The sequence below is a fragment of the Methylogaea oryzae genome, from assembly GCF_019669985.1.
Classification (GTDB): Bacteria; Pseudomonadota; Gammaproteobacteria; order Methylococcales; family Methylococcaceae; genus Methylogaea; species Methylogaea oryzae.
The window spans coordinates 1,104,756-1,128,538 of record NZ_AP019782.1 but is presented as its reverse complement, the minus strand read 5'-3'; the positions used below and the strand labels follow the sequence as shown (position 1 = coordinate 1,128,538).

Below are 23,783 nucleotides of genomic sequence, written 5' to 3'. Positions count from 1 at the left end.
AGCGAACCTCCTTGGTCAATGGCTCACGGACATTTGGTTGAGAAGCTCCTTGAGCTTTTGATACTTCGAATTGGCGGCGTCCAAGTCCCTTACCCGGCCGAGATAGAGTTCGGCTTTTTGCACATCGGCGCGGGTTGCGCCCTGCTTGCGCATGAACATCACCAGCGACTGGGCGGCGTTCAAATTGATCACCACGTTGCCCGGCATGCCGCGCGCGGCTTTTTCGAAAAAACTGATGGATTCTTCCAGCCGGCCTTCCTGCGCCAAGCGCACCCCCTGGTTATTGATTTCCGCCACTTCCTCCACCGTCGCGTCGATGAAAGACTGGCCTTCCGATGCCAACCCAGCCTCGTTGAATAGATGGAGCACCCGCTGCTGGGTCGCCGCATCTTCGTGCTGGTTGCGCAAGGCGTACCGCAGCAAGTCCCGCGCCGCGTCGGCATCCCCCTGCTGAAAACACAGTTGCGCCACATCCATGGCCACATCGCCAGTCACCGTCTCCGGATGCTCCTGAAACAGCTGGACCGCCCGCTTGGTGGACTCTTGGCTCAAAGCGGCATTGCCTAAACCCTGCTGCACCTGAGCGCCCACCAGAGCGACATGGACTTGGGCGCCGGTGTCCTCGCGAAATTCGCGCGCCATGGTTTCCACCGTTTTGATCGCTTCCACCGGCACCCCTCGCTTGACCATCGTCAGAGCCAAGCCGGCGAACTCGGCGGGGCCGCGCAAACAAGACCCCTTGCCCACACGCAAGGCTTGCTTGAAGGCCTTTTCCGCCGATTCGTAGTCCTCGTTGCGAAAAGCCAGTTCGCCATAACGACGCTGGCGCGAAACCGACTTCCACGAACGCTGCAGCGCTTGGGCGGTCACTTCCTGGGCTTCCTGCAATTGCCCCTGCCCTTCCAGCGCCAACGACAACAAGTCGTATGCCGCCACCACCATCGGGTGGCTGTCGATCAGTCGGCGCAACACCTCCACCGCCGCATCATATTGCTGCAGTCGGTATAAGGCTTTGCCCAATCCCAGCATCGCCCACGGCAACTCCCGCAGCTCGAGTATGCCCGCATATAGATCCCGGGCCTTCTCGTAGGCGCCGGTGGTCAACAGCAATTCGCCTTTCAGGCGCAACAATTCGAAGCGGCTGGCCGGCTCCCGCTCCATCAAATAATCGCACTGCGTCAACGCCACGGTGTAATTGTGCTGCTGCATGGCGTTCAGGATGGGATGCAGCTTTTCTTTTTTTCCCAGCAGATTGCGGAGCCTGGTCTGCAAGGTCGCTTTGGGAATCGGCTTGGAAAGGTAGTCGTCGGGCGAATACTCCACCGCCCCCATCACCATGGGCGTCGACGTTTCCGCCGTCACCATCACGAAAATCGCCGAATAGGGCAGCAATCCGCGATGCCGGACCTCCTCCAGCACCTGCTGGCCGTCCCGCCCCTCGCCCAAGGCGTAATCGCACAACACCACGTCGAACTTGTGAATAATCATCGCCGCCATGGCCTGATCGCCGTCCTTGGCGGTGTGAATATCCTCCGCGCCCAGCGAGGCCACCAAGGTGCGCATCATGGTGCGCATGTCCGGCAGATCGTCGACGATTAAGATTTTCTTCCCGCGCAGCGACCAAATTTCCATAACCACAACCACTCAAAACAAACGACTATCAGGGCAAAGTATGCACATTCATTCCGCGCTTATCCATTGCAGCGCTTGCGTTCTGGCAAGCCCGTCACCGTAAAACGGGAGCAAAATCGTCATTTTATCGGGGAACCCCGGGCAACTCCGTGGCTATTTCGGTACAATGCCCAGTGCGAAATTCCGCGCCGCCCATGCCTAACTTGGAGCCCGGCGCCGTAATTAGAGCCTCTCGAATAGCGACGCTTTCCGCCCAGCTCAGGCTCCGAATCGCCACAATCCAACTCCCCATAACGGTCATCAAGTATCTCCATGAAGCTTTGCCCCCTCCCTTGCAAAACATCCCGCTACACCTCGCTGCTCGGCTTGGCGCTCGCCCTCGCTTCGTCGGGCGCGGCGGCGGAAACGTTTACGATGCCCGCGCCCAACAGCGACACCATCGGCGAAATCGCATACACCAAAGCACTGCAGGAAGACACCTTGCTGGATGTGGCGCGCCGGTTCAGCCTGGGCCAGGACGAAATCGTCCTCGCCAACGCTAAAGTGGATCGCTGGTATCCCCGCGAAGGCACGCAAGTGTTGCTGCCGAAGCTATTCGTCCTGCCGGACGCGCAACGCAACGGCGTTGTGCTGAACGTGCCGGAAATGCGGCTCTACTATTTCCAGCCCAAGAAAGGCACGGTGGAAAGTTATCCGGTCAGCATCGGACGCATGGATTGGAAAACACCGCGCGGCATGACGCGCGTGGTGGAAAAAGTGACCAACCCGTCGTGGCGTCCGCCGGAAACCATCAAGCGCGAACACGCGGCCGACGGCGACATTCTGCCGGATGTCGTGCCGCCGGGCCCCAACAACCCCTTGGGCAAGTTCGCCATGAAGCTGGGCATTCCCGGCTACCTGATCCACGGCACGGGCGTCGACAAGGAGTACGGCATCGGCATGCGCGTGACCCACGGCTGCGTGCGCATGTACCCGGAAGACATCGCCCAGCTATTCCCCGTGGTGCCGGCCGGCTCGCCCGTGCAAATCGTCAACCAACCGGTGAAAGTGGGCTGGAACGGGCAAGACCTCTATATCGAAGTGCATCCTCCGCTGGAAGAAGACAACCTCGATTACGACCAGTTGCTGGCGCAGGCCATGAACCTGCTGCAGAAAAAAGTGGAGAAACACGCCGTGCCGGAAATCGACGGGCAGGCGCTGAAAGCCGCGCTGAAAGACCCCACCGGCGTGCCCGTGCTGATCAGCAAGCCCATCGCGGCGCAGCAATCCAAGGGAGCGGGAGTGCTGGGAACGGAAACGCCGGCGGCCGGCGAAGCCATCAGCGGGCAGTAACCGCAGTTAACGGCGCAGCCGGCCCTTACTTACCGCGCCGGCTGACCTTCGCCCATTAAAAAAGCCCTGCCGGCTGAGCCGGCAGGGCTTTTTCACTTACGATGAAGCTTATTTCTTCATCGAGTGCTTGAACATGCGGTCCAGCTTAGCGTTCACTTCGTCAGCGGAAGCAGCAGCGCGCTTTGCAGCAGCTTCAGCGGACTGGGAAGCAGCCAGAGCCTGGTCAGCCTTAGCGCTGGTAGCCTTAACGCTGTTTTCCAGGTCGTCAACGCGGCCCTTCAGGGCGTTCAGGTCGGACTTGGATGCGCAGCCAACCATCAGGCCAGCGGACAACAGAGCAACTGCAATTTTGGAAGACTTCTTGATCATCTTTATTTCCTTCGTCTGACTAATTGACACTTAAATCATCTAAACACGAGATGACATCAACATCCCGTGTAAAAGTTTGCACCGAATCGCGCCAGCTTTCCAGCGGAATTTTCGGTTGCACTTATCGTATCACAACTAGGGTGCCCTTTTTAATCCACTGTTTCAAGCGATCCAGCTGCTCATTGGTGACGGCGATACAGCCATGAGTCCAATCGAAGTGCCTATGCACTTGCAGGCTGCCCTGGCCGATGCCGTGAATACCAATCTGCCCCCCCAGCGGGGTATCCTGCGGCGGCACTTCCGCCTCGGGCTGGTAGCTAAGCAAGCGGCGATAGGTATGGGCGTCGATCAAGCCGCCGTCGTATGCGCGCTTGGCATTGTCGTGGTTAGGGAAATTGAAGCCGAAAAAACTACCGAAACGGCTTTTCTCGTTAACCCAACCGATATGGTAAGAACCCAGCGGCGTTTTATCGTCGCCCCGCTGCTTGTCGTAGCCCACACCGTTACGGCCGATGGCGATATGGTCGAATACTTCCAGCGTCCGGCCGTCACGCCCCGCCTCGCCTTCCATTACCTTCATCACATGGGGCTTGGTCTCCACCAACAGCCAAATATCCTTTTCGTTGCCCTCGGCCGCGAACGCCGCCAACAGCGTGGCCAGTACGAAACCGCCTTTACGAACATCTAGCATCGTCAACTCCTCCCCTCAACCTTGCCACAGTCAAAGTCGTTTATCAGCTTATTGCTGTAGTATTCTGTATTCGTTTCGAATTTTTTCAAGCATTGGTACGCCGCCATGAATATCCAGACCGTCACAACCACCGCCTACAACGACCAAAAACCCGGCACGTCCGGCCTGCGCAAGCGCGTGCCGGTGTTTCAGCAACCCCACTACCTGGAGAACTTCGTCCAATGCATCCTTGAGCAAGCGGGCGACATACAAGGCAAAACCATCGTGGCGGGCGGCGACGGCCGCTACCACAACCGCCAAGCCATCCAGACCATCGTCAAAATGGCGGCCGCCCACGGCGTGGGCCGGCTGCTGGTGGGGCGCGACGGACTGCTGTCCACGCCGGCGGCCTCCTGCGTCATCCGCAAATACGGCGCCGCCGGCGGCTTCGTGCTGTCCGCCAGCCACAACCCGGGCGGCCCGGACGGCGACTTCGGCATCAAATACAACGTATCCAACGGCGGCCCGGCGCCGGAATCCTTCACCAACGCCGTGTTCGCCGCCAGCAAGGCCATCGCCAGCTACCGCATCGCCGACCTACCGGACATCGATTTGAGCCGCGAAGGCGACCACGACTTCGGCGGTTTCCGCGTCACCGTCATCGACCCGGTGGCCGACTACGCCGAGTTGATGGGCAAGCTATTCGACTTCGACCGCATCCGCGCCGCCTTCGCCAGCGGTGCATTGACGGTGCGCTTCGACGCCATGCACGCCATCACCGGACCCTACGCCCTGCAAATCATCGAGAAGACCCTGGGCGCAACCGCCGGCTCGGTCATCAACGCCGTGCCGCTGGAAGACTTCGGCGGCGGCCATCCCGACCCCAACCTGACCCACGCCCCGGAACTGGCGGCCCTCATGTACAGCGACGCCGCGCCGGTGCTGGGTGCAGCCTCCGACGGCGACGGCGACCGCAATATGATCGTCGGCAAGAACTGCTTCGTCACCCCCAGCGACAGCCTGGCCATCCTGGCCGCCAACGCCCATTTGATCCCCGGCTACGCCAAGGGCGTCGCCGGCATCGCCCGTTCCATGCCCACCAGCCAGGCCGCCGACCGGGTCGCCAAGGCGCTGGGCATCCCCTGTTTCGAAACCCCCACCGGCTGGAAATTCTTCGGCAACCTGCTGGACGCCGGCCGCATCACCCTGTGCGGCGAGGAAAGTTTCGGCACCGGTTCCAACCACGTGCGGGAAAAGGACGGCCTATGGGCCGTACTGTTCTGGCTGGACCTACTCGCCGCCCGCAAGCAGCCGGTAGCGGACATCGTCAAGGAACACTGGCAGCGTTACGGCCGCGATTTCTACTCGCGCCACGACTACGAAGAAATCGACAGCGCCATCGCCAACCAGCTGATGGACGACCTGCGCGCCAAACTGCCGGGCCTGGTGGGACAATCCATGGCCGGATCGAAAGTGGCGCAGGCCGACGACTTCGCCTACACGGATCCAGTAGACGGCAGCACCAGCGCCGGCCAGGGCATCCGCATCATTTTCGAGAACGGCTCGCGCGTGGTGTTCCGTTTGTCCGGCACCGGCACCGCCGGCGCCACCCTGCGCATCTACCTGGAACGCCACGAACCGGATGCCGCCCGCCACGGCGAGGACACCCAAAAGGCCCTGGCCGACCTGATCCAACTGGCGGAAGCCCTCAGCGAAGTGAAACAGCGCAGCGGCCGCGAGGCGCCCTGCGTCATCACCTAAGCCGACATCGGCAAAGGGTAGGAGCGGCTCCTAGCCGCGAAGACTCGCAGACGGGTTTGCGCGAAGCGTATACGCGTATTCCGCAAACCTCGCCGAGTCGTCGGGGTTAAGCCCCCTCCTACCTCCCTACCCCTCCTGCCCCGTATCCGGCTCGCCGCAATGGCGCAGCACCTGCTCGCGGGACAGATCGCGCAGCCGCAGCGCCAGCTGCCACTCGTCCGCCAAACCTTCCCGCTCACGCAACGCCGGAGTATCGATGGACTCGCCGACGGTGACGGTGAGGGTTCCCCTACGCGGGAACCACGTACCGTCCCGCAGCATGTCGCGCGTGCCCTTGATGGCGACGGGCACCACCGGCAAGCCGCCTTGGGCGGCGGCTTGGAAGGCGCCCATGCGGAACGGCAACAGGCCGGCGGCGCGGGTGAAAGTGCCCTCGGGGAAATACAGCAGGGAACGCCCCTGCCGCGCGGACTCGGCCAGGCGCCGGGCATCGCCCAGGCCTTGCTGGCGGTCGAAACGCTCGACGAATTCGGTACCGATACGGCGCAGGAACAAGCCAGCCAGCCACTGCTTGGACAACTCGACCTTGGCAACGAAGGCCAGCGGGCGCGGCATGGCGCAGGCCAGGGCCAGGCCGTCCAGATAGCTGGCGTGGTTGCACACATAGATGGCCGGGCGGCCTTGCGGCGGCAGATTTTCCAAGCCGCGCACGCTCACCGGCGTGGCGGTCAGCCCGACCACCGCTTTCGCCGCCAACCGCAGCAACGGCCACCGCCAGCGGGCCAGCGGGCACAGAACCACCGCCAGCCAGCCCGACAAGGCCGCGAACAGCAGCACCAGCCAAGCGTAAGCCGCGAAAGTCGCAGCGCCCAACTGCCGCAGCCAACGGGACAGCTGCGGCAAGCCCGCGGCCAGCATCAACCGCAGCATCTGCGCCTTGGCGCTGCGCGGGCCGGCCAGGGCCAGGCCGCTTTCGTACAACTCGCGGCAAGCGGCGCGGCGGATTTTGCCGCTGGACGTTTTCAACACCGTGTGGGGCGGCACCAGCACCACCTCGTCCGGCGGCATGCCCACCAACTCCACGGCGGCTTCGTTTACCTGCAAACAAAGGGCTTCGCGGGCATCCGGCTCGCTTTCCCGCGATTCGGCCATCACCACCAGCTTTTCCGTGCCGCTGGCCGCGTCGCTGCAACCGAACACCGCCACGCAGCCGGCGCGAATGCCGGGCAATTGGCCAACCGCCCCTTCCAGCTCGTGGGGATAGATGTTGCGGCCGGCGTGGATGATGACGTCCTTGACCCGGCCGGTGATGTACACCTCGCCGCCGGCCATATAGGCCAGGTCGCCCGACTTGATCCAGCCGTCGCGGAACAGTGCGCGGGTGGCTTCCGGATTGCGATAATAGCCTGAAGTGGCGGAAGGGCCGCGGAACTCCAGGCTGCCCTGCTCCCGCTCCGGCACTTCGCGGCCGGCGGCGTCGACGATGCGGATTTCGTGGCCGGGCAAGGCCATACCGCAGGCGGGGAAGCGGATAGTGTCACCACCACCCTCTCCCCCTCTCCCGCCTGCGGGCGAGGGGACGGCGCGCCCTGAGGAAGCCAACGCCCCCCGATCCACACAGTCGAACAACGGCCCACGCCGCAGGGGCGGAAAAGACAGCCCGACGGAGTTTTCCGCCAGCCCGTACACCGGCGTCATGGCGGTGCGGCTGAAACCGAAGCGGCCGAAATACTCGCAAAAGCGTTCCAGGGTATCGGGATTGACCGGCTCGGCGCCGTTGAACATCAGCCGCAGGCGGCTCAAATCCAGCCCTTGCAGGGATTCGTCCTTGAGCCGCTTCAAGCACAGCTCGTAGGCGAAATTGGGCGCCGCGGTGAGCGTGCCGCCGTAGCGGTGGATGGCCCACAGCCAGCGGCTGGGCCGGGCCAGGAACGCCAGGGGCGAGAAGTTGACCATCAGCATGGCGTGGTACAGGCTGCCCAGCCAGGCGCCGATCAGGCCCATGTCGTGGTATAGCGGCAGCCAGCTGACGAACACGTCGGACGAATCGGCCCCGGTGGCCTCGCCCATGGCGCGCACGTTGGCCAGCAGGTTGGCGTGGGTCAGCATCACGCCCTTGGGCGTGCCGGTGCTGCCGGAAGTGTATTGCAGGAAAGCGATGTCGCCGGCCTCCACCTTGTGCCGAACCAGGCTGCCGCCGCTTTGAGCCAATTCGTCCACCGTCGCGATGACGCCGAGGCTCGCCACATGGGACTTGAGCAAACGCGCCACCTTGATCGCCTCGGGCAGCGTCACCAGCACCGCCGCCTGGCAATTGTCCAGGATGGCGCGATGGCGCAGCAGGTGATCCTCCAGGTGCGAGGGCCGCGCCGGCGGATAGATGGGCACGGGAACGCCGCCGGCCAGCAAAGCGCCGAAAAAGGCGTAGAAGTATTCCGGGCTGGTGGGCAGCATGATGGCCACCGCTTGGCGCGGCCTCAACCCTTGCCGCTGCAGGCCGGCCGCCACCGCTTCCGCGCGCCGGCGCAACTGGCCGTAAGTGATCGCCTCGCCGTCGCCCTCGTCCTGGTAACACTGGATATGGGGACGGTCGGGATGCCGCTCGGCGTGCCAATCCAGCACTTCCAACAAGGTCCGCGCATCGTCGGGCGCCGACTGGGTATGTTCCAGGCGGACATGGCTCACTTCCACGGCCTGGCCGGTGCCCGCGCTGTGGGCCGCCAGCACCGCCCGCAGCAAGTCGCGCGGCGTCTCCACGTTGGCGTACACCGCCTCCGCCAGCCTTACGCCGAAGCCCGCCTCCACCCGCGCCAACAGCTCCATGCGCGTCAAACTGTCCAGCCCCAGGTCGCGATCGAAATGGCTGTCCAGCTGCAAAGCCTGCAAACGCGACGGGCGGATTTTCAACTCGCCCCCCAGTCGCCGCACCAGTTCCAACAACTGGGCGGCCGACTGTTCGGCGCTGGGGATCGGTGTGGACATCATCGGCATCGCATCGGCGGAATCGGTGGCCGGCTATTATCCGGCGCGAACACCGCCGCCGCCAAGCGGACTAGTCCTCGCCGTACAAATGTTCCTCGGTCACGTCGGATTGGGGATTGTGCGCGTCCATCCAGTCGTCCCAATAGGGGCGCGGCTGGAAGCGATCGTACAGAAAATCCACGAACGTGCGTACTTTGGCGGATAAATTCTTGCGGTGCGGGTAAACCGCGTTGATATCCAGCGTGGCCGGCTCGTACTCCGTCATCACCGCTTTCAGCCGGCCCTTGCGCAAATCGTGGCCGGCCATGTAGGTGGGCAGCATCACCAACCCCAGTCCGTTGATGGCGGCCAGCCGCAGCGCGCCGGACACGTTGGCCTGCAAGTTGCCGCCGACCCGGATGATAATTTTCTTGCCTTCCGGATCGCGGAACTGCCAATGGTCTTTCTGCGGCCAGCTCCAGTTGAACAGGCAATTGTGGACTTTCAAGTCGTTGGGCGTCTTCGGCACGCCGTGGCCGACGAAATAATCCGGCGCGCCGCACACCACCTGCCGGGACGTGGCCAGCTTGCGGGCGATCAGGCTGGACTCGGCCAGCTGCCCCAGGTGAATGGCCAAATCCAGCCCCGCCTCGATCACGTCCACCGTGCCGCCTTGCAGCAACAGTTCCACGTTCACGTCGGGATACTGTCGCAAATATTCCGAAATGGCCGGCGCCAAGTGGTAGGTGCCGAAAAACGGCGGGCTGGCGACCTTGAGCGTGCCGCGCGGCTCGGTCTGCATGTGGGTGACGGCCAGCTCGTTTTCCTCGATATCGTCGAGGATTTGCAGACAGCGCTCGAAATAGACGTTGCCCACTTCGGTCAAGCTCAATTGCCGCGTGGTGCGGTTGAGCAGGCGGATCCCCAAGCTGTTCTCCAACTGCATCACGTGCTTGGTGGCCATGGCGCGGGAAATGTTCAGCTCCTTGGCCGCCGCGGCGAAGCTGCCGGCCTTCGCCACCTTGGTGAAAACATTCATGCTGGCGAGTTTGTCCATGACGCTCCTCTCAGTCTGTAATTTCTTTTACAGAAACAATCTATGAAATCGCAAGGCCATTGTACACCATCATACCGCGCCTTATAGTAAAGCCGTACTCAAGGCAACCAAAGACGAAGGAAAAGGAGCAGCATCATGGCTAAATTACCCATGGGTTTGATCGGCATCGTGTTCGCGGGCTTGGCTGGACAGGCGCTGGCCGCCAACACGGACACCCCGCGCCAAGTGGCGGAAGCCACCATCGCCAAATGGAACGAAGTCGTTCAACGCGGCCGCGTGGATGAAATCGTCGCCCTCTACACGGACAACGCCATGTTGCTGGCCCCAAACGGCCAAGTCTCCAAAAACCCGGCGGAAATCCGCGCGTTCTGGCAAGCCTTGCTCGAGCGCCGCGCCGGCGAGTATCGTTTCAACGTGGTGGAAGCCCGCGATGACAAAGGCGACACCGTGGTGACCAAGGCGGTGCTGTCCAACAACCAGAAGTTGGCGCATTCCGCCCAGACCATGCATTACCACTACGACGGCGAGCTGTTCAACGTATTCAAGCGCCAGAAGGACGGCAGCTGGAAAACCGAAGTGCAACGCTGGAACTAACCCTCCCCTAAAAAAACAGGCTGTCCAACCGGACAGCCTGTTTTTTTTTTGCGCCGAGAACAACCGGTCCTCGGCTAGCCGCGCCTCAGCGATGCTTGTAGCGGTCGTTCTGCAACAGCGCCTTCACATTGGGTCCCATGGGCAGCTTGTAGTCGTAGGACCCCAGAATCACGCCGTCCAGCGCGCGAATCACCTTGCTGGTAACGAACACCGTGTCCGCCGCCACCGCATACGTGCCGACGATCACGGCCTGGGCGTCGTGCTCCTGGGTCAAATCCTTCAACTCCCGCGACAGCATCAGCTCGCCCGTTTCCTCCTTGATGAACAGTTCGTTGCGCAGCTTCAACTCGATCACGTCGTAACCGTGCTGGCTGAAGTAGGATCCCACCTGCTCTCCCAGCATGCGGCCCAGGGTGGAGGATCCCTGCACATTGTCGATATTGACGAAGCTGGCGATCATCAGGGGGCGGTGGCGTTCCAGGGAGGCGTGCACCCCTTTCGGGCTCTCCGCCGCGGCTTGCAAGACCTCGCCGGCCTGGTAGCTTTCCTTGATGATGTCGACGTCCTTGACCGCCTGCTTGCCGCAGCCGGCGGCCACTGCCGCCAACACGCCGACGGCGACCCAATTGCGCGTCTGCTTCATGTTCATTGGTCCACCGCCTTGTAATTCTTGGTGTGCGGCGCGAACGGCAGCGCGGCGCCGGAATAATGGCTTTTTTCGCCGTCGTTGATGTAGTACATGCGGCTGCCGCTGTAAACCACCTTGGCCCCGTCGTTGATGGTGACGTTGACGATGGCTTCGCTGTTGGTGCCGTCCGGGAAATAATTTTCCTGGTATTCGGACAAGGGCAGGATGGCCCAAGCCGGCGCGGTCCACAAATCGCCGACCCGATAGATCAGGTAGGAAATGCCTTTCATCAGGGTGAAATCGCCGGGCAGGGGGTGCAGCCCTTCCCGATCGCGGAAGCTCACCACTTGGCTGTCGTAATTCAGCACCAGCGGATTGCCCGCCTCCGAGGTGGTCACCGCCACGCCTTTTTCAACCAGACGGCTGGTCAAGAGGCCGTGCAGCGCTTGACTGAAATCGGTATTTTGCTTGGAGGGCGCGATGTAAACCGGACGATTGCCGGGAACCGCCGAAACCTTGCCGGCGATCCCCGCCGCCAGATTTTCCGCCAGCACGTCCCAGTGGTGAGACGCCTGCATTTTCTGCTGTTCGCTGGTCGGGTAAGCGGTCGCCGCCGGCACTTGCCGTTGCGCGCAACCCGCCGCTCCCACGGAAATCAGCGCCGCTGCGGCGACGGCTGTGGCTGTCTTTTTCATCATCATCCCCCAATAAAAACCTGATAAGGCCTAATCCGAATTCAATTCAAGCACGTTTTGCGCCGCGCGTGAATAGTTACGGCCCAGCGGCGGTGCGCCGGGCAAAGCGGGGGCGGCGAATCCACCGCCCCCGTCACAAAAGCGGGACGCGATCTTTATCCGACCAGAGGGCGAATGCCGACGCTGGCGCGCAGCCGCTGCACGAACGGCGCCGCAACCGCGCGCGCCCGCTGGGCGCCGTCCTGCAAGGCCTTCTCGATCTGTTCCGGCGACTCCAGCAACGCCACGTAACGCTCGCGCGGCGCCTTAAGGTGTTCGTTGAGATACTCGAACAAAAACTGCTTCATCTCGCCCCAGGCGATGCCTTCGGCATAACGCTGGCGGACTTGCGCAACCTCTTCCGGCGTAGCGAAAGCCCGGTAGATGCAAAACAGCGTGCAAGTGTCGGGGTCTTTCGGTTCGCCCGGCTGCAAGGAATTGGTCTTGATCTTCATGATCAGCTTGCGCAGGCGGTTTTCCGGCTCGAACAAGGGAATGGTGTTGTCGTAGCTCTTGCTCATCTTGCGGCCGTCCATCCCCAGCAGCACCGCCGTTTCTTCGCCCACCACCGCTTCCGGCAACACGAAATGCTCGCCGTACAAATGGTTGAAGCGCTGGCCGATGTCCCGCGCCATTTCGATGTGCTGCACCTGGTCCTTGCCCACCGGCACCTTGCTCGCATTGAACATGAGAATGTCCGCCGCCATCAGGATGGGATAGTTGAACAACCCCATGGTCACGCCCTTGTCCGGGTCGCTCTCGCCGGCCTCCTCGTTGGCCTGCACCGCCGCCTTGTAGGCGTGGGCGCGATTCATCAGCCCCTTGGCGGTCACGCAAGTCAGCAGCCAAGTCAGCTCGGCGATTTCCGGCACGTCCGACTGGCGATAAAACACCGCATTCTCCGTATCCAGCCCCAGGGCCAACCAGGTGGCGGCGATTTCCAGGGACGACTGGCGCACCCGCTCCGGATCGCGGCACTTGATCAGCGCGTGGTAGTCCGCCAGGAAGTAATAAGGCTGCACATCGGCATCGCGGCTATGTTCGATGGCCGGACGGATAGCGCCCACGTAATTGCCCAAATGGGGCGTGCCGGTGGTGGTGATGCCTGTGAGTACGATGGCTTTGTTCATTCGATAACCTGTCGGATGCTGGGCGCAGCCGTCCTATACGGCCCGCCGCTGAAATTGGGGAAAATATCCACGACCGGGGGCGTGGAAATCGGCGCAGAATCTAACCGGCGCCACCGCCCGGAAAAGCCCGCGAAATATGACATAAAAGCCCCACCCAAGCCAGACCGGGCACCGGGCGCGCGCCCAGCGGACCGTTGCGCGTTTATACTAGGCGGCAAAATTCCACCCGGAAACGTCCATAAGCAACTGTTCGGAGGAGGCCGTCGATGCTGGACAACCACAACAAGCGCAAATTCCAGCGCATCGCCACCGACTGCCGCCTGAGCTACCGCTCGCTGGCCGACGGCGCCGTCCACGAAGGCCGCTGCCTCAACCTGAGCGGCGGCGGCCTGCTGTTCAAAGGACCGGCCGCCGTGGAAATCGGCTACGCTTTGGAAGTATCGGTGCTACCGGACAACCGCCTGACACCGCCGCTGGACGCCTTCGTCGAAGTGATCCGCTGCACCCCCGACGGGGACAGCTTCGAAATCGCCGCCGACATAAAAGGCATCAAAGGCAGTTAACCCACTATCGAGTCCATGTACAAAGTCACCAAAGAAATCTCCTTCTGCTACGGCCATCGGCTGATGCACCACGCCGGCAAATGCCGCCACCTGCACGGCCACAGCGCCCGCGCCGCCATCACCATCGCCGCCGACGAACTGGACCGCCAAGGCATGGTGTGCGACTTCTCCGACATCGACGCCGCCGCGCGGCAACTGATCGACGAACAATTCGACCACAACATGCTCCTGCACCGGGACGACCCCGCCCTGCCCTGGCTGCGGCAAAACAACGAACGCCACCTGGTGCTGGACGAACACCCCACCGCCGAAGCCCTGGCGAAAATGATTTACCGCCACATGCAAGCCCAAGGCTACCGGGTCGTGCAAGTCGCCATCTGGGAAACCGCCACCGCCCACGCCAGCTACAGCGAATAAGCCCGCCATGAGCGCCCTGCTGCCCGTCAACAAATCCTATTGGCTGCAACGCGTCTGCGAAGCCAACTACGACAAACTCCAGCGCCTGCTGCCGGACCTGGCCAGCCTGGAACAAGCCGTGCTGGAAGACGAAAGCGGCCAACCGGCCCTGCACGCGCGTTTGCTGGAACGCACCCCCTATACGGTGACGGTGGAACTCACCCACCACTTCCCGGCGGACGGCGAGTACAGCCCCGAACCCGCCGTGCAAGTGCGCGTTTTCCTGGACGCCAAGCTGGCCGAAGTGATGTGCGCCGACTCCAAACCGGCGGTACGCGACGCACTGCGCCACAACCCCTCGGCCAAAGCCGTGCTCGACTACAAATGGCGATTGAACTACTTCCTGGAAAAATGGCTGGACCACTGCCTGCGGCACGACTACCGCCCCATGTCGGAAGCCTGGGGGGCCTGAATCCAGCATGCCGTCGTTGGCCTAAGCCACCGCCCTCTGGCGAATTTCCGTCAACACGCCGACCAATTGGTCCACCTTCGCTGACGGGAACACCCCTTCCGGCCCCTGCGGGCTGATGTCCGTAAAGGGCGACTCATAGAGCCTGTCCGGCTCCATCACGCCGTTCTCGGTCAGGTATTGCACCACCAGGTCAATGAACTCAATCTGGTTGGGTGTGACCGTGGTGCCGGTGATGAATTCGCTGAAGGCTTGCTTGGCTGTTTCGCGGTCCAGACCGACCAGCGCGCGGATGAAAAAGCCCAGGCCGTGGCTCTGCTCTTTGGCTTGATTGATGAGCTCCGGGGACCCTCCGGCCTCGACCAGCATGCGCTCCAGCTCGGATAGGTCGGCCGCTGTCAGGGGCTGATTGCGGCGTAGGCGTTGCAGGGAAAGATGGCTTTCGTGCGCCTTGAGGAACTGCCTGGCTTTATCGCGAAATTTGGCCATGTTCATGCCGGCGACCACTTCCGGCAGGTCTACGGTCGTTTCGATGCCGAGTTCGTCCTCGAAGTCGGTATAGACAACGTTCTTCTTGCCCTTCTCAATCAGTTTCACCAGCGCTCGCAGCTTCTTTCTGGCGTTTTCCAGCATCGCGATGGTGACATCCTCCCACCATTCTTCCCCTGCAATCGACTGAATCAGCACCATCTGCGCCTTGATGGCCGGAATGCTTTCCTGCTCCTCCAAGGCGCCGGCAATAGCGCGAACCTGGTCGCGCAGGCTGGCATAGTCCGGCCTGGCTTGCAGGATGGCGAGTTGCGTGCGCAGCACCAGCAGGTCGAAGCGCTTGGCCTGTTCGTCGTCATCGACCAGCTCGCTAGGCAAACCGGCCAGCTTCTGCGACAGCTCGCTGAAATCATCGCTTCCCAGCGATTGCCAAGCCTCCTGCTTGGCGTATTTCTCCACGGACTTGCGTTGTGGCCGGACGATGAAGTTGTCCAGGTTCATGGCCGCCACCTGCCGATGGAGGAAATCCGCCACCTCCGTCCGTAACTGTGCGGCATCGGGCTTATATGGCTCGCCGGCATCGGCAATTCGCGGTTCCGTTGCCAGTTGCTTGTCTAGCTCGGCAAGCATTTCCACACGAGCCTTGAATAGCCGTGTGCTTAAGGGTTCGCTGGCCGAGCCATCAACAGTCGCCGGGTTCTGGCTGAAGAATTCCAGGTTCTGGCAGTAGTCGAACAGGTAGAAGAACTGTTTGTCCTCGTCCGGCGCGAACAAGTCCGGGCACAGCCGCGTGCCGCGTCCCAGCATCTGCCAGAACTTGGTCTTCGAGCGTACCACCTTGAAGAACACCAGATTGACCACCTCGGGCACGTCGATGCCGGTATCCAGCATGTCCACTGAGATGGCGATGTGTGGCGGCTTGTCCTTGTGGGAGAAGGCGTCAATCAGGCTCTGCGCATAGGTCGTCTTGTAGGTCACCACGCGGGCGAATTCGCCCTTGTAGTGCGGGTAATTGGCGTTGAAGCGGTCGGCGATGAAATCGGCGTGCTCGTTGTTCTTGGCGAAGATGATGGTCTTGCCCAGCCGGTCGCCGCCGGCCACCTTTTGCCCTTGGGTCATCAGGTGGGCCAGCACCTTGTCCACCGTGTCGGTGTTGAACAGCCACTTGTTCAGCGCGGCGGCTTCCACGGCGTCGGGCGTGGTGCCGTCCTCGCTCCATTCCAGGGCGTCCCACTGTTCTTTCTCTTCTTCGGACAGGTCGTCGTACTTGATGCCTTCCCGCTGGAACTTCAGCGGCACCGACACTGCCTTGGGCGGCACCAGATGCTTGTCGGCCACGGCTTCATCCAGACCGTAAGCGTCGGTCGGCACGCCGGTTTCCAGGTCGAACAGGCCGTAAGTGTTGCGGTCGATTTCGTCCTTGGGCGTGGCGGTCAGGCCCACCAGCAGGCAGTCGAAGTATTCGAAGATGGCCCGGTATTTCTGATAGACGGAGCGGTGGGCCTCGTCGATGACGATGAGGTCGAAATGGCCCACGCCAAAGCGGCGCTGGCCGTCGCTGGCATCATCTATCAGCCCCATCATGGTGGGATAGGTGGAAACGAAGACGCGCCCCTCGGTGTCTTTTTCTGTCACCAGGTTGACCGGCGAGGAATCCGGCAGGTGCTTCTTGAAGGCGTTCACCGCCTGATTGACCAGCGCAACTCGGTCGGCCAGGAACAGCACCCGCTTGACCCAATTGCAGCGCATCAACAAGTCAGCCAGGGCGATGACCGTGCGCGTCTTGCCCGCGCCGGTGGCCATCACCACCAGCGCCTTGCGCTGGTTGTCCACCTCGAAGGTTTCGCCGATGCGGCGCACGGCACGAGTCTGGTAGTAACGCCCGGCGATGTCGGAGTTGATGACCGCATCGCGCAGCTGCTTGCGGGTGGCGCGGCGCTGAATCAGCAGCTCCAGCTCCGGTTTCTTGAGAAAGCCCTGCACGGCGCGCGGCGGGTAGCTGGCATCGTCCCACAGCCAATGGTCATAGCCGTTGGAATAGAAAATGACGGGTCGCTGACCGTACATCTGCTCCAGGCAGTCGGCATATAGCTTGGCCTGTTGCTGGCCGACGGTGGCGTCCTTGCGGGTGCGCTTGGCTTCCACCACCGCCAGCGGCTTGCCATCGTCACCCCACAGCACGTAATCGACATAGCCCTTGCCCTCGGCGTTGGGCATGCCTGTCACCTCGAATTCGGTGTCCTGCGGCTTATCCAGCAGCCAGCCCGCTTCCTTCAGCAACAGGTCGATGAAGGCTTCGCGCGTTTCCGCTTCGGAATAGTCGTGGGTGTCCGGCTGAGCCGCGTTGGCTTTCTTGACGGCGGCGACTTCCTCGCGCAGCCGTTGCAGTTCCTCATCCAGCGCGGCCTTGTCCGACAACAGGGCGGAAAGCTTCTCGTCCCGTTCGTGCAGCTGCGCTTCCAGCTTCTGCAATTGGGCCAGAGACTGCGCCGGAACGGCGGACAGCCGGGGTAATCGCTCGGCGGAAAAAGCCAGATTGGGAGCCGGGCGTTCCTTGCGGCCGTAAGTGCGGGCCAACCAGTAGCAGACGTGAAACAGCTCCCGCGTCGTATGCAGCGCATCGAGCGGCGTGATGGCCTGATGGCTATGCACCGCACGATTGCCCGAGTCCTTGATGAATTTGGTCTTGGTGAACACCGCATCGCCGACAACGCGCCGAAAACTGGGTTCGTGCAGCAGCGCACTCAGTTGGTCCTGGTAGGGCAGCCGCAGCGAAGGGTCGTGTTTGTAGAGCCAATCCACCGCCAGTTCCAAACTGCGCCGGGCGTAGAAGCACGAAGTGCGCGCATCGCTGGTGACAAGGCTTTCCGCTTTGACGGCCGCCTCGAACACCGTCGGCCACTCAGCTTGCAGGAATTGGAAGAGGGGGGATGTCATGGCGGGCTCCGTCCTGGACTGTGGGTCAAGTTGTTTGCAATATTATCAGCGAGGTTGCCGCCGCCCCGGCGCATGGTTGCGCCGTCTGCTACAGGAGCAAAACCGATGGCCAATTATGCCCTGCGCGTACCCGAATCGCTGTTCGCCTATGCCCGCAAAGTGGCGGAGGAGGAACATGTGTCCATGAACCAGTTTTTCGTCACAGCCATCGCTGAGAAAGTCTCGGCCCTCAAGACCGAAGCCTATTTCAAGGAGCGCCAAGCGCGCGGCGAACCCGTCGCCTTCGATGCCTGGCTGGCCGCCAGCCCGGATGCCAAGCCGACGGAAGGGGACGAACTGCCTTGACGCCGTAAAAGCGCGGAGGCGCACTACAGCTCTCCTCGGAAGGCGCGGTGTTGCAGGGAGGCGAAGAGGGCGTCGAGTTCGGCCAGCGCTTCTCGTTGAGATGTCTTCAGTTTTTCCACCGCGTGTACTTGCAGGGCGAATTTTCTTTTTAGCGGCATAGGAGGTAATGGAATATCAAGACCACGGAGAATTGCCAAATTTATGTTCTTTTGAGCTGACTCTGGCGCTGCGGCTTCTAACGACTGCTGGAGGAAGGAAAGCCAAACCCGAACGTACTCAGCGATTTCTTGGCTATCCGCACGAAAGCCAACAACGCTGTCTGGAAAACAAGCGTCAAATGTCAGAATTCCGGTCTTGGCTATGTTTGCCGCAATTGTGATGCATAGGGTTCCGGCGGGCCATATTTTGCTTTGACGCAGCCCAAGTTCGGAATAGCTGCTATTGTGACTCCGAATGTAACCGTCACAGTTTGCAACCTCTCCGGTTTGGACGAGCGGATATTCTCCACCCAGGAGTTCTGGTGCATTCCTTGGTCGGTGTTTCGACACCCCTCTATTGAGTGAGCCGACATTGCCTAATTTACTCAACGGCCAACCCTTGGGGTTCCTTACCGGGTCCCCAAACATTTCAATGAAAATGGACTGAGTGAGGCTCTCCAGGTCCGCCAAGGCTTCCCGGCGCTTGGCTCTGAGCGCGTCGGCTTGGTCCAGAATGGCGGCGATGCGGCGTTGTTCGGGGAGGGGTGGAAGGGAAATCCTCAGGTCTTTAATAAGGCCCTGACTGATATTCGGTTGAGCACCGCCGACACCCATCGCAACTATCGTTGGCACTTGGGCCGAAATCGCATGATAGAGATAGCGTGTATCCGCTATGTTGGGGTCTGGAACGATGTGGCATACGGCTTGGTTTGTTGTAGCCTCAACACCTAGAATTGCAAGCCGACCAACTGTAGCTCCATACATGGCAAGCAATATCGCGCCAGCAGGGACGAGCTTAACACTGCTTTCTTTAATGGCAATTTCAGTAACGTATTCGTCTGTCGTAGCAATCAGCCCTTCACGAAGCTCGCCAGATTTTACCCATGGGATAGTACCACCTTCGTAGTAACGTTCCATTTGGTTACGAGATGGGGTTCCGCCACTGCCTGTCTTGCAAAACTCGCCAAGCTTAGCCGTCGGATATTCAGTCATCCTCTTTATATCCTAGAACTCGTAGGCGCTGACGAAGGAAGCGCATCGTTCGCGATTGATGCGCCTCGTGCCTCAGCGCATCCTACAAGGCCATGGCCGCTCATCCGAGCATCCCCTCCAGCGCCTTCATCCCCGCCTGAATCTCGTCCTCCAGCCGGGCCAGCTTCGCCAGTATCTCCTTGGGCGGCAGGTGTTCCACTGCCTCGTGCACCACTTCCTTGTAGCGGTTGATGGACAGGTCATAGCCATTGGCGGCGATGTCTGCTTTCGGCACGCAGAAGCTTTGTTCGGTGCGGGCGCGTTGCCGTTCCGAGGTGTCGCGCAGCCCCCAGCGCACCAGCACGTCCGGCAGGTTGTTCTTGGCGTGTTCTTCGGCGCTGAGGATGTGCAGGGTTGCGAAGCCCAGCTTGTCTTCCGGCAGCAAAGGCTGGCGCTTGTCGTCCAGGCTCCAGCCGTCGGCCTGCATGTCGTAGAACCAGACGTGGCCGGTGCCGCCGGAGTTGGTCTTGGTGAACAGCAGGATGGCGGTGGAGACGCCGGCGTAGGGCTTGAACACGCCGGAGGGCAGGGAGACGACGGCGTCCAGCTTCTGTTCCTCCACCAGCAGGCGGCGCAGTTCCTTGTGGGCCTTGGACGAGCCGAACAGCACGCCGTCCGGCACGATGACCGCCGCCCGCCCGCCGGGCTTGAGTAGGCGCAGGAACAGAGCGAGGAACAGCAGCTCGGTTTTCTTGGTTTTGACGATGTCCAACAAGTCCTTGGCGGTGTTCTCGTAGTCCAAGGAGCCGGCGAAGGGCGGGTTGGCGAGGATGAGGGAGTATTTTTCCTCGTCCCCGGCGTGGTCCTGGGCCAGGGAGTCCTTGTAGCGGATGTCCGGGTTGTCGACGCCGTGCAGGGCCAGATTCATGCTGCCGATGCGCAGCATGGTGTTGTCGAAATCGTAGCCGTGGAACATGCCGTGGTGGAAATGCTCGCGGGCTTCCGCGTCGCGCAGGATTTCCGGGTGTTTCTCGCGCAGGTATTCGCCGGCCGCCACCAGGAAGCCGCAGGTGCCGCTGGCCGGGTCGCAGATGACGTCCTTGGCGGTGGGCGCGGTCAGCTCCACCATCAGCCGGATGATGTGGCGCGGCGTACGGAACTGGCCGTTTTGGCCGGCCGCGGCAATCTTGCTGAGCATGTATTCGTACAAATCGCCCTTGGTGTCGCGGTCTTCCATGGGGATGTGGTCGAGCATGTCCACCACCTTGGCCAGCAGGGCCGGGGTGGGGATGGTGAAGCGGGCGTCCTTCATGTGGTGGGCGTAGGTGGAGCCGTCGCCGCCCATGGTGCGCAGGAAGGGGAAGACGTGCTCGCCCACCACGGTGAACATTTCGGCCGGGGCGAAGTGCTTGAAGCGCGACCAGCGCAGGTCGTTGTAGTCACGGCCCTTGGCGTCGCGGCCTTCCGGGAAGATGCGGCGCTCCATGGGCTTGTTCAGGCGCGTGGACTTGTTTTCTTCCAGGGTGTGCAAATCGTCCAGACGGCGCAGGAAGAGCAGGTAGGTGATTTGTTCCATCACCTCCAGCGGGTTGGAGATGCCGCCCGACCAGAAGGCGTTCCAGATGGCGTCGATTTGGCTGCGTATTTCGCCGGTGAGCATGTGGGGTCCGATAATTCTGTTAGTTAGGCCATTTTACCGGGCAACTACCCAAGATCGCCTGCGGCCGGGGCTATGACGGGTGAAAAGCCGAAGACTCACGCCCCGCAGCACTTCTTGTATTTCTTGCCACTGCCGCAGGGGCAGGGATCGTTGCGGCCGGTTTTTGCGGCGACGGGGGCGGGGTGGATTTGTCCGTCCAGGTAGTACCAGCGGCCGTCTTCTTTCAGGAAGCGGCTGGTTTCGTGCAGGCAGCCGCTGCGGCCGGCGCTGTGCCAGTGGGCTTTGAATTCCACCAGGCCGACCGTATCCCCTTCGCCGCCGGCTTCGCGGTGGAGAATTTCCAGCTTTTGCCAGCTGCCGGCATCGTCGGCGACGTTCAGTTGGGCCGGACGGGTGCTGGCGTGCCAGGTGGCGGCCAGGTAGTCGGCCAAGCCCATGGCGTAGGCGGCGTAGCGGGATCGCATCAGCGCTTCGGCGGTGGGTGCGACTTGGCCTTGGTGGTAGGGGGAGCAGCAGGCGGCATAGACCGCGCCGCTGCCGCAGGGGCAGGTTTGGATCATGGCGTTTTCCGGGTATAGCGGTGTTTGACGCCGACCGGGAAGTATTCCGGGTCGGCGAAGGGACGGAAGACGATGTGGGGCGTTTGCCGTTCCGCCGGGATGTAGTTGGCGAACTCGCTGTTGAGGCGCAGCAGCTCCCGCCGTATCGAGTCGGCCGCCCGTTGTGCCTTGGCCTCGTCGGCATCCGCGCCGGGCAGCAGTTCCACGGTGATGCGCAGGATTTTGTCGCCGCCGGCCTCTTCCACCGTTTCCAGCACGAATTTGCCGCTGGCCCAGGCGCTGATGTCGGACTGCTCCAGGCCGACGGTGACGTTTTCCGGGTAGATGTTGGCGCCGTAATAGGAGACGGTGAAATCCGCCCGGCCGAAGACGTAGACGAAAGGCAGCGGGCTGTCTGGCTGGGCCGGATCGAGGCCGTAGTCGGCCAGGTCGGCGCCCTGCTCCGCCAGGAACGCCATCATCCTTGCATGGCTGACGATGCCGCCCTTGTCGGCGATGTGGTAGCGCAGCAGGGGCACGCCGTTGTCGCCGGACACCACCAGGGTGCCGTCGTGCTCTTCGAAATAGCGGCTCATGGGATCGTATTGCACCAGGGTGGGCAGGCGCGCTTCGCCGAACAGTTCGCGCGCGGCTTCCGGGTGGGCCGCCAGGTAGCGGCGGATGGCGATGCTCAGGGGCGTTTCGTTGCCCAGCACGCCGCCGTCGGCGGTGCCATACAGCGAGGCGGAGCCGTAGCACAGGTCCGGCGACCCTACTCGCCTCGCCACCAGGGTGCGCCATTCTTCGCTGAACACTTCGCCGGCGAACACCATTTTGACGCCGTAGCGCGGCCATTCCACGCCTGCCGCCAAACCGGCGTCGATCACGTCTTTGACGAAGGGCGGATAGCCCAGCAGCACCGTCTGCTGGAACTGGGGCGACAGCGCCTGCACGATGCGGAAGATTTCCTGCTTGTTGTTGCCGGGCGTGGCGACCATCAGCGGATAGCCTTTTTGCGCCAAATGCCAGCAGCAGGAGGCGGTGTACATGCCGCCCACCCAGTTGCCCAGGGCGAAGCAGACGACGGCGAGGGTGCTGCGCTCGTGGGCGTGGAAGGCGCGGAACACTTGTTCGAAGCGCAGCGCCACGTCGTATTCGTCCTTGAGGGAGCGGGGCCAGAAGGTGGGCGTCCCGGTGGAGCCGGACGACACGGCGATGCGCTCGCAGGACTCCACCCGGCCCTGGCGGCAGCGCTCCGCCAGGGGATAGGCGTGCATGTAATTGGGTTTGGTAGTCAGCGGCAGCCGCTGGAAGTCGGCGTAGCTGTCCACGCCGGCCGGATCCACACCGTGGGCGGCCAGGAACTCCCGGTAAGCGGGCACGTCCCGCACCGTGGCGCGGAACAGGTTGACCAGCGCGCTTTGCGGATCGGCGGCCAGGCGCTGGCGAAGGATTTCGTCGCAGGGAGTGGTCAGGAAATTTTCAGGGGTGGCGTCGAACGGGCGCAACATGGTGGGCACTCCGGAATCGTCAAGGAACGGCAGATCAGATTTCGACCACCTTGGCCGCGTCGAACCCCCGCACTAGTTTGTAGCCATTGTAGCCGCGCGGATTGCACAACACGCGGGTGCCGTGGGCCGTGTAGTCGTTGGCGAAATGGGTGTGGCCGTGGAACCAGGCGGCGATGTCGTATTTTTCCAGCAAGCCGCCCAGGTCGTTGCAATAGGCGGGAACCTTGGGCGAATTGGGTAATCCTCTCCAGCTGTCCAGCAGCGGCGCATGGTGGGTCACCACCACCGTTTTGCCGTGATAGGGCTTGTCCAGTTCCTCCCGCAGCCAGGCCAGGGCGCCGCGATGCCAATGGACGTAGTCGTTCAGCAACAAAGCGCCGCTGCCGCAGCGAATGTGCTTGAAGTCGTTGACCCGGCCGCGCAGGGCCGCCAAATCGCCGGCCTCGTCCTCCTGCAACGCGGTCCATAGGGTGCAGCCGAGAAAACGCACGCCTTTGTGGATGTGGCAATCCCGCTCCAGGAATTCCACCGGCCCGACCTCCGCCTGGCGCCGCAGGGACAGCAAGGTGGCGTGGTATTCGCCTTTGTAAAACTCGTGATTGCCGGCCACGTAAATCACCGGCTTATCGGCGTGGCGCAGCCAGTGCAGGCCCTGGGCCTGCACGCCGATGTCGCCGGCGGCGACGATGACATCGGCGTCGGCCAGCGCCAGGGGCATGAAGCCGAACTCCAGGTGCACGTCGGAAAAATATTGGATTTTCACGCCCCGCCTCGGCTCCTTGTGGGCTATCGTGCGCTCCGCGATAGGGGAGCGGTCTTGCTTGCTTTATAATTATA

At 62.1% G+C, this 23,783-nt stretch carries 21 protein-coding genes; 7 read left to right on the top strand and 14 right to left on the bottom strand.

The features are described from left to right. Positions 1-15: 15 nt before the first annotated feature. Complete coding sequence (locus tag K5607_RS05460; RefSeq protein ID WP_221048437.1) at positions 16-1,632, bottom strand: tetratricopeptide repeat-containing response regulator; 1,617 nt, start codon at positions 1,630-1,632, stop codon at positions 16-18. A 312-nt stretch (positions 1,633-1,944) separates the two neighbouring features. On the opposite strand from K5607_RS05460, the gene K5607_RS05455 reads away from it, so the two are divergent. Beyond that, the gene (locus K5607_RS05455; RefSeq protein ID WP_221048436.1) at positions 1,945-2,964 is read left to right on the top strand and encodes a L,D-transpeptidase family protein; all 1,020 of its coding nucleotides are present in this window, start codon (positions 1,945-1,947) and stop codon (positions 2,962-2,964) included. Positions 2,965-3,072: 108 nt separating this feature from the next. Here the strand turns inward: K5607_RS05455 and K5607_RS05450 are convergent, their stop codons facing one another. Further along, positions 3,073-3,333 (bottom strand): Lpp/OprI family alanine-zipper lipoprotein, encoded by a 261-nt coding sequence (locus K5607_RS05450; protein ID WP_054773999.1) that lies wholly within the window; start codon positions 3,331-3,333, stop codon positions 3,073-3,075. A 121-nt stretch (positions 3,334-3,454) separates the two neighbouring features. Continuing rightward, positions 3,455-4,024 carry a L,D-transpeptidase family protein gene (locus K5607_RS05445; protein WP_054774000.1) on the bottom strand — a complete coding sequence of 190 codons (570 nt, stop codon included), beginning with the start codon at positions 4,022-4,024 and terminating at the stop codon, positions 3,455-3,457. A gap of 105 nt (positions 4,025-4,129) precedes the next feature. Between K5607_RS05445 and K5607_RS05440 the strand changes: the two genes are divergently transcribed. Further along, positions 4,130-5,764 (top strand): alpha-D-glucose phosphate-specific phosphoglucomutase, encoded by a 1,635-nt coding sequence (locus tag K5607_RS05440; protein ID WP_221048435.1) that lies wholly within the window; start codon positions 4,130-4,132, stop codon positions 5,762-5,764. Between the two features lie 126 nt (positions 5,765-5,890). Here K5607_RS05440 and K5607_RS05435 read toward each other — a convergent pair whose 3' ends face one another. Further along, a complete protein-coding gene (locus K5607_RS05435; protein ID WP_221048434.1) occupies positions 5,891-8,746 on the bottom strand; it encodes an AMP-binding protein in 2,856 nt (951 codons plus the stop codon). Between the two features lie 70 nt (positions 8,747-8,816). Then, positions 8,817-9,782 carry a LysR family transcriptional regulator gene (locus tag K5607_RS05430; RefSeq protein WP_054774408.1) on the bottom strand — a complete coding sequence of 322 codons (966 nt, stop codon included), beginning with the start codon at positions 9,780-9,782 and terminating at the stop codon, positions 8,817-8,819. A 135-nt stretch (positions 9,783-9,917) separates the two neighbouring features. Between K5607_RS05430 and K5607_RS05425 the strand changes: the two genes are divergently transcribed. Then, positions 9,918-10,376, top strand: coding sequence for a YybH family protein (locus tag K5607_RS05425; RefSeq protein WP_082411696.1), 459 nt, complete (start codon positions 9,918-9,920; stop codon positions 10,374-10,376). 85 nt (positions 10,377-10,461) lie between these two features. Here the strand turns inward: K5607_RS05425 and K5607_RS05420 are convergent, their stop codons facing one another. The 3 genes from K5607_RS05420 to K5607_RS05410 form a co-directional block, all read right to left on the bottom strand. After that, positions 10,462-11,025, bottom strand: coding sequence for a FlgO family outer membrane protein (locus K5607_RS05420; RefSeq protein ID WP_054774406.1), 564 nt, complete (start codon positions 11,023-11,025; stop codon positions 10,462-10,464). Beyond that, a complete protein-coding gene (locus K5607_RS05415) occupies positions 11,022-11,699 on the bottom strand; it encodes a hypothetical protein (RefSeq protein WP_221048433.1) in 678 nt (225 codons plus the stop codon). The genes K5607_RS05420 and K5607_RS05415 overlap by 4 nt, the downstream gene beginning before the upstream one ends. Positions 11,700-11,854: 155 nt before the next feature. Further along, positions 11,855-12,868, bottom strand: a complete 1,014-nt coding sequence (locus K5607_RS05410) for a tryptophan--tRNA ligase (protein WP_221048432.1) — start codon at positions 12,866-12,868, stop codon at positions 11,855-11,857. 266 nt (positions 12,869-13,134) lie between these two features. On the opposite strand from K5607_RS05410, the gene K5607_RS05405 reads away from it, so the two are divergent. The 3 genes from K5607_RS05405 to K5607_RS05395 are packed head-to-tail and all read left to right on the top strand — an operon-like array spanning position 13,135 to position 14,299. Further along, positions 13,135-13,431: a PilZ domain-containing protein gene (locus K5607_RS05405; protein ID WP_221048431.1), complete on the top strand. Its 297-nt coding sequence runs from the start codon at positions 13,135-13,137 to the stop codon at positions 13,429-13,431. A 15-nt stretch (positions 13,432-13,446) separates the two neighbouring features. After that, a complete protein-coding gene (locus tag K5607_RS05400; protein WP_054773060.1) occupies positions 13,447-13,848 on the top strand; it encodes a 6-pyruvoyl trahydropterin synthase family protein in 402 nt (133 codons plus the stop codon). Between the two features lie 7 nt (positions 13,849-13,855). Next, entirely contained in the window at positions 13,856-14,299 is a 444-nt protein-coding gene (locus K5607_RS05395; RefSeq protein WP_054773061.1) for a DUF1249 domain-containing protein, read from the top strand. A gap of 21 nt (positions 14,300-14,320) precedes the next feature. On the opposite strand, the gene K5607_RS05390 is transcribed toward K5607_RS05395, so the two are convergent. Then, positions 14,321-17,722: a DEAD/DEAH box helicase family protein gene (locus K5607_RS05390; protein ID WP_221048430.1), complete on the bottom strand. Its 3,402-nt coding sequence runs from the start codon at positions 17,720-17,722 to the stop codon at positions 14,321-14,323. Positions 17,723-17,827: 105 nt separating this feature from the next. Between K5607_RS05390 and K5607_RS05385 the strand changes: the two genes are divergently transcribed. Further along, the gene (locus tag K5607_RS05385) at positions 17,828-18,067 is read left to right on the top strand and encodes a hypothetical protein (protein ID WP_054773062.1); all 240 of its coding nucleotides are present in this window, start codon (positions 17,828-17,830) and stop codon (positions 18,065-18,067) included. 23 nt (positions 18,068-18,090) lie between these two features. On the opposite strand, the gene K5607_RS05380 is transcribed toward K5607_RS05385, so the two are convergent. The 5 genes from K5607_RS05380 to K5607_RS05360 all read right to left on the bottom strand — a co-directional run bounded on the left by K5607_RS05380 (position 18,091) and on the right by K5607_RS05360 (position 23,709). Beyond that, positions 18,091-19,257, bottom strand: a complete 1,167-nt coding sequence (locus K5607_RS05380; protein WP_054773063.1) for a restriction endonuclease subunit S — start codon at positions 19,255-19,257, stop codon at positions 18,091-18,093. A gap of 100 nt (positions 19,258-19,357) precedes the next feature. After that, positions 19,358-20,896 carry a class I SAM-dependent DNA methyltransferase gene (locus tag K5607_RS05375; protein ID WP_054773064.1) on the bottom strand — a complete coding sequence of 513 codons (1,539 nt, stop codon included), beginning with the start codon at positions 20,894-20,896 and terminating at the stop codon, positions 19,358-19,360. Between the two features lie 95 nt (positions 20,897-20,991). Further along, on the bottom strand, positions 20,992-21,456 hold the full coding sequence (locus K5607_RS05370; RefSeq protein WP_221048429.1) for a YchJ family protein: 465 nt from the start codon (positions 21,454-21,456) through the stop codon (positions 20,992-20,994). Continuing rightward, a complete protein-coding gene (locus K5607_RS05365; protein WP_221048428.1) occupies positions 21,453-22,946 on the bottom strand; it encodes a phenylacetate--CoA ligase family protein in 1,494 nt (497 codons plus the stop codon). Before K5607_RS05365 ends, K5607_RS05370 begins: the two co-directional genes overlap by 4 nt. A gap of 34 nt (positions 22,947-22,980) precedes the next feature. Beyond that, on the bottom strand, positions 22,981-23,709 hold the full coding sequence (locus K5607_RS05360) for a metallophosphoesterase (RefSeq protein ID WP_221048427.1): 729 nt from the start codon (positions 23,707-23,709) through the stop codon (positions 22,981-22,983). Positions 23,710-23,783 lie beyond the last annotated feature (74 nt).

What these genes read in the sequence shown, in the direction of transcription:
- K5607_RS05365 (WP_221048428.1), bottom strand. Translation starts at nt 22,946, where the DNA reads ATGTTGCGCCCGTTCGACGCCACCCCTGAAAATTTCCTGACCACTCCC.
- K5607_RS05410 (WP_221048432.1), bottom strand. Translation starts at nt 12,868, where the DNA reads ATGAACAAAGCCATCGTACTCACAGGCATCACCACCACCGGCACGCCC.
- K5607_RS05380 (WP_054773063.1), bottom strand. Translation starts at nt 19,257, where the DNA reads ATGACTGAATATCCGACGGCTAAGCTTGGCGAGTTTTGCAAGACAGGC.
- K5607_RS05455 (WP_221048436.1), top strand. Translation starts at nt 1,945, where the DNA reads ATGAAGCTTTGCCCCCTCCCTTGCAAAACATCCCGCTACACCTCGCTG.
- K5607_RS05370 (WP_221048429.1), bottom strand. Translation starts at nt 21,456, where the DNA reads ATGATCCAAACCTGCCCCTGCGGCAGCGGCGCGGTCTATGCCGCCTGC.
- K5607_RS05400 (WP_054773060.1), top strand. Translation starts at nt 13,447, where the DNA reads ATGTACAAAGTCACCAAAGAAATCTCCTTCTGCTACGGCCATCGGCTG.
- K5607_RS05460 (WP_221048437.1), bottom strand. Translation starts at nt 1,632, where the DNA reads ATGGAAATTTGGTCGCTGCGCGGGAAGAAAATCTTAATCGTCGACGAT.
- K5607_RS05425 (WP_082411696.1), top strand. Translation starts at nt 9,918, where the DNA reads ATGGCTAAATTACCCATGGGTTTGATCGGCATCGTGTTCGCGGGCTTG.
- K5607_RS05405 (WP_221048431.1), top strand. Translation starts at nt 13,135, where the DNA reads ATGCTGGACAACCACAACAAGCGCAAATTCCAGCGCATCGCCACCGAC.
- K5607_RS05445 (WP_054774000.1), bottom strand. Translation starts at nt 4,024, where the DNA reads ATGCTAGATGTTCGTAAAGGCGGTTTCGTACTGGCCACGCTGTTGGCG.
- K5607_RS05440 (WP_221048435.1), top strand. Translation starts at nt 4,130, where the DNA reads ATGAATATCCAGACCGTCACAACCACCGCCTACAACGACCAAAAACCC.
- K5607_RS05430 (WP_054774408.1), bottom strand. Translation starts at nt 9,782, where the DNA reads ATGGACAAACTCGCCAGCATGAATGTTTTCACCAAGGTGGCGAAGGCC.
- K5607_RS05385 (WP_054773062.1), top strand. Translation starts at nt 17,828, where the DNA reads ATGGCCAATTATGCCCTGCGCGTACCCGAATCGCTGTTCGCCTATGCC.
- K5607_RS05420 (WP_054774406.1), bottom strand. Translation starts at nt 11,025, where the DNA reads ATGAACATGAAGCAGACGCGCAATTGGGTCGCCGTCGGCGTGTTGGCG.
- K5607_RS05390 (WP_221048430.1), bottom strand. Translation starts at nt 17,722, where the DNA reads ATGACATCCCCCCTCTTCCAATTCCTGCAAGCTGAGTGGCCGACGGTG.
- K5607_RS05375 (WP_054773064.1), bottom strand. Translation starts at nt 20,896, where the DNA reads ATGCTCACCGGCGAAATACGCAGCCAAATCGACGCCATCTGGAACGCC.
- K5607_RS05395 (WP_054773061.1), top strand. Translation starts at nt 13,856, where the DNA reads ATGAGCGCCCTGCTGCCCGTCAACAAATCCTATTGGCTGCAACGCGTC.
- K5607_RS05450 (WP_054773999.1), bottom strand. Translation starts at nt 3,333, where the DNA reads ATGATCAAGAAGTCTTCCAAAATTGCAGTTGCTCTGTTGTCCGCTGGC.
- K5607_RS05435 (WP_221048434.1), bottom strand. Translation starts at nt 8,746, where the DNA reads ATGTCCACACCGATCCCCAGCGCCGAACAGTCGGCCGCCCAGTTGTTG.
- K5607_RS05415 (WP_221048433.1), bottom strand. Translation starts at nt 11,699, where the DNA reads ATGAAAAAGACAGCCACAGCCGTCGCCGCAGCGGCGCTGATTTCCGTG.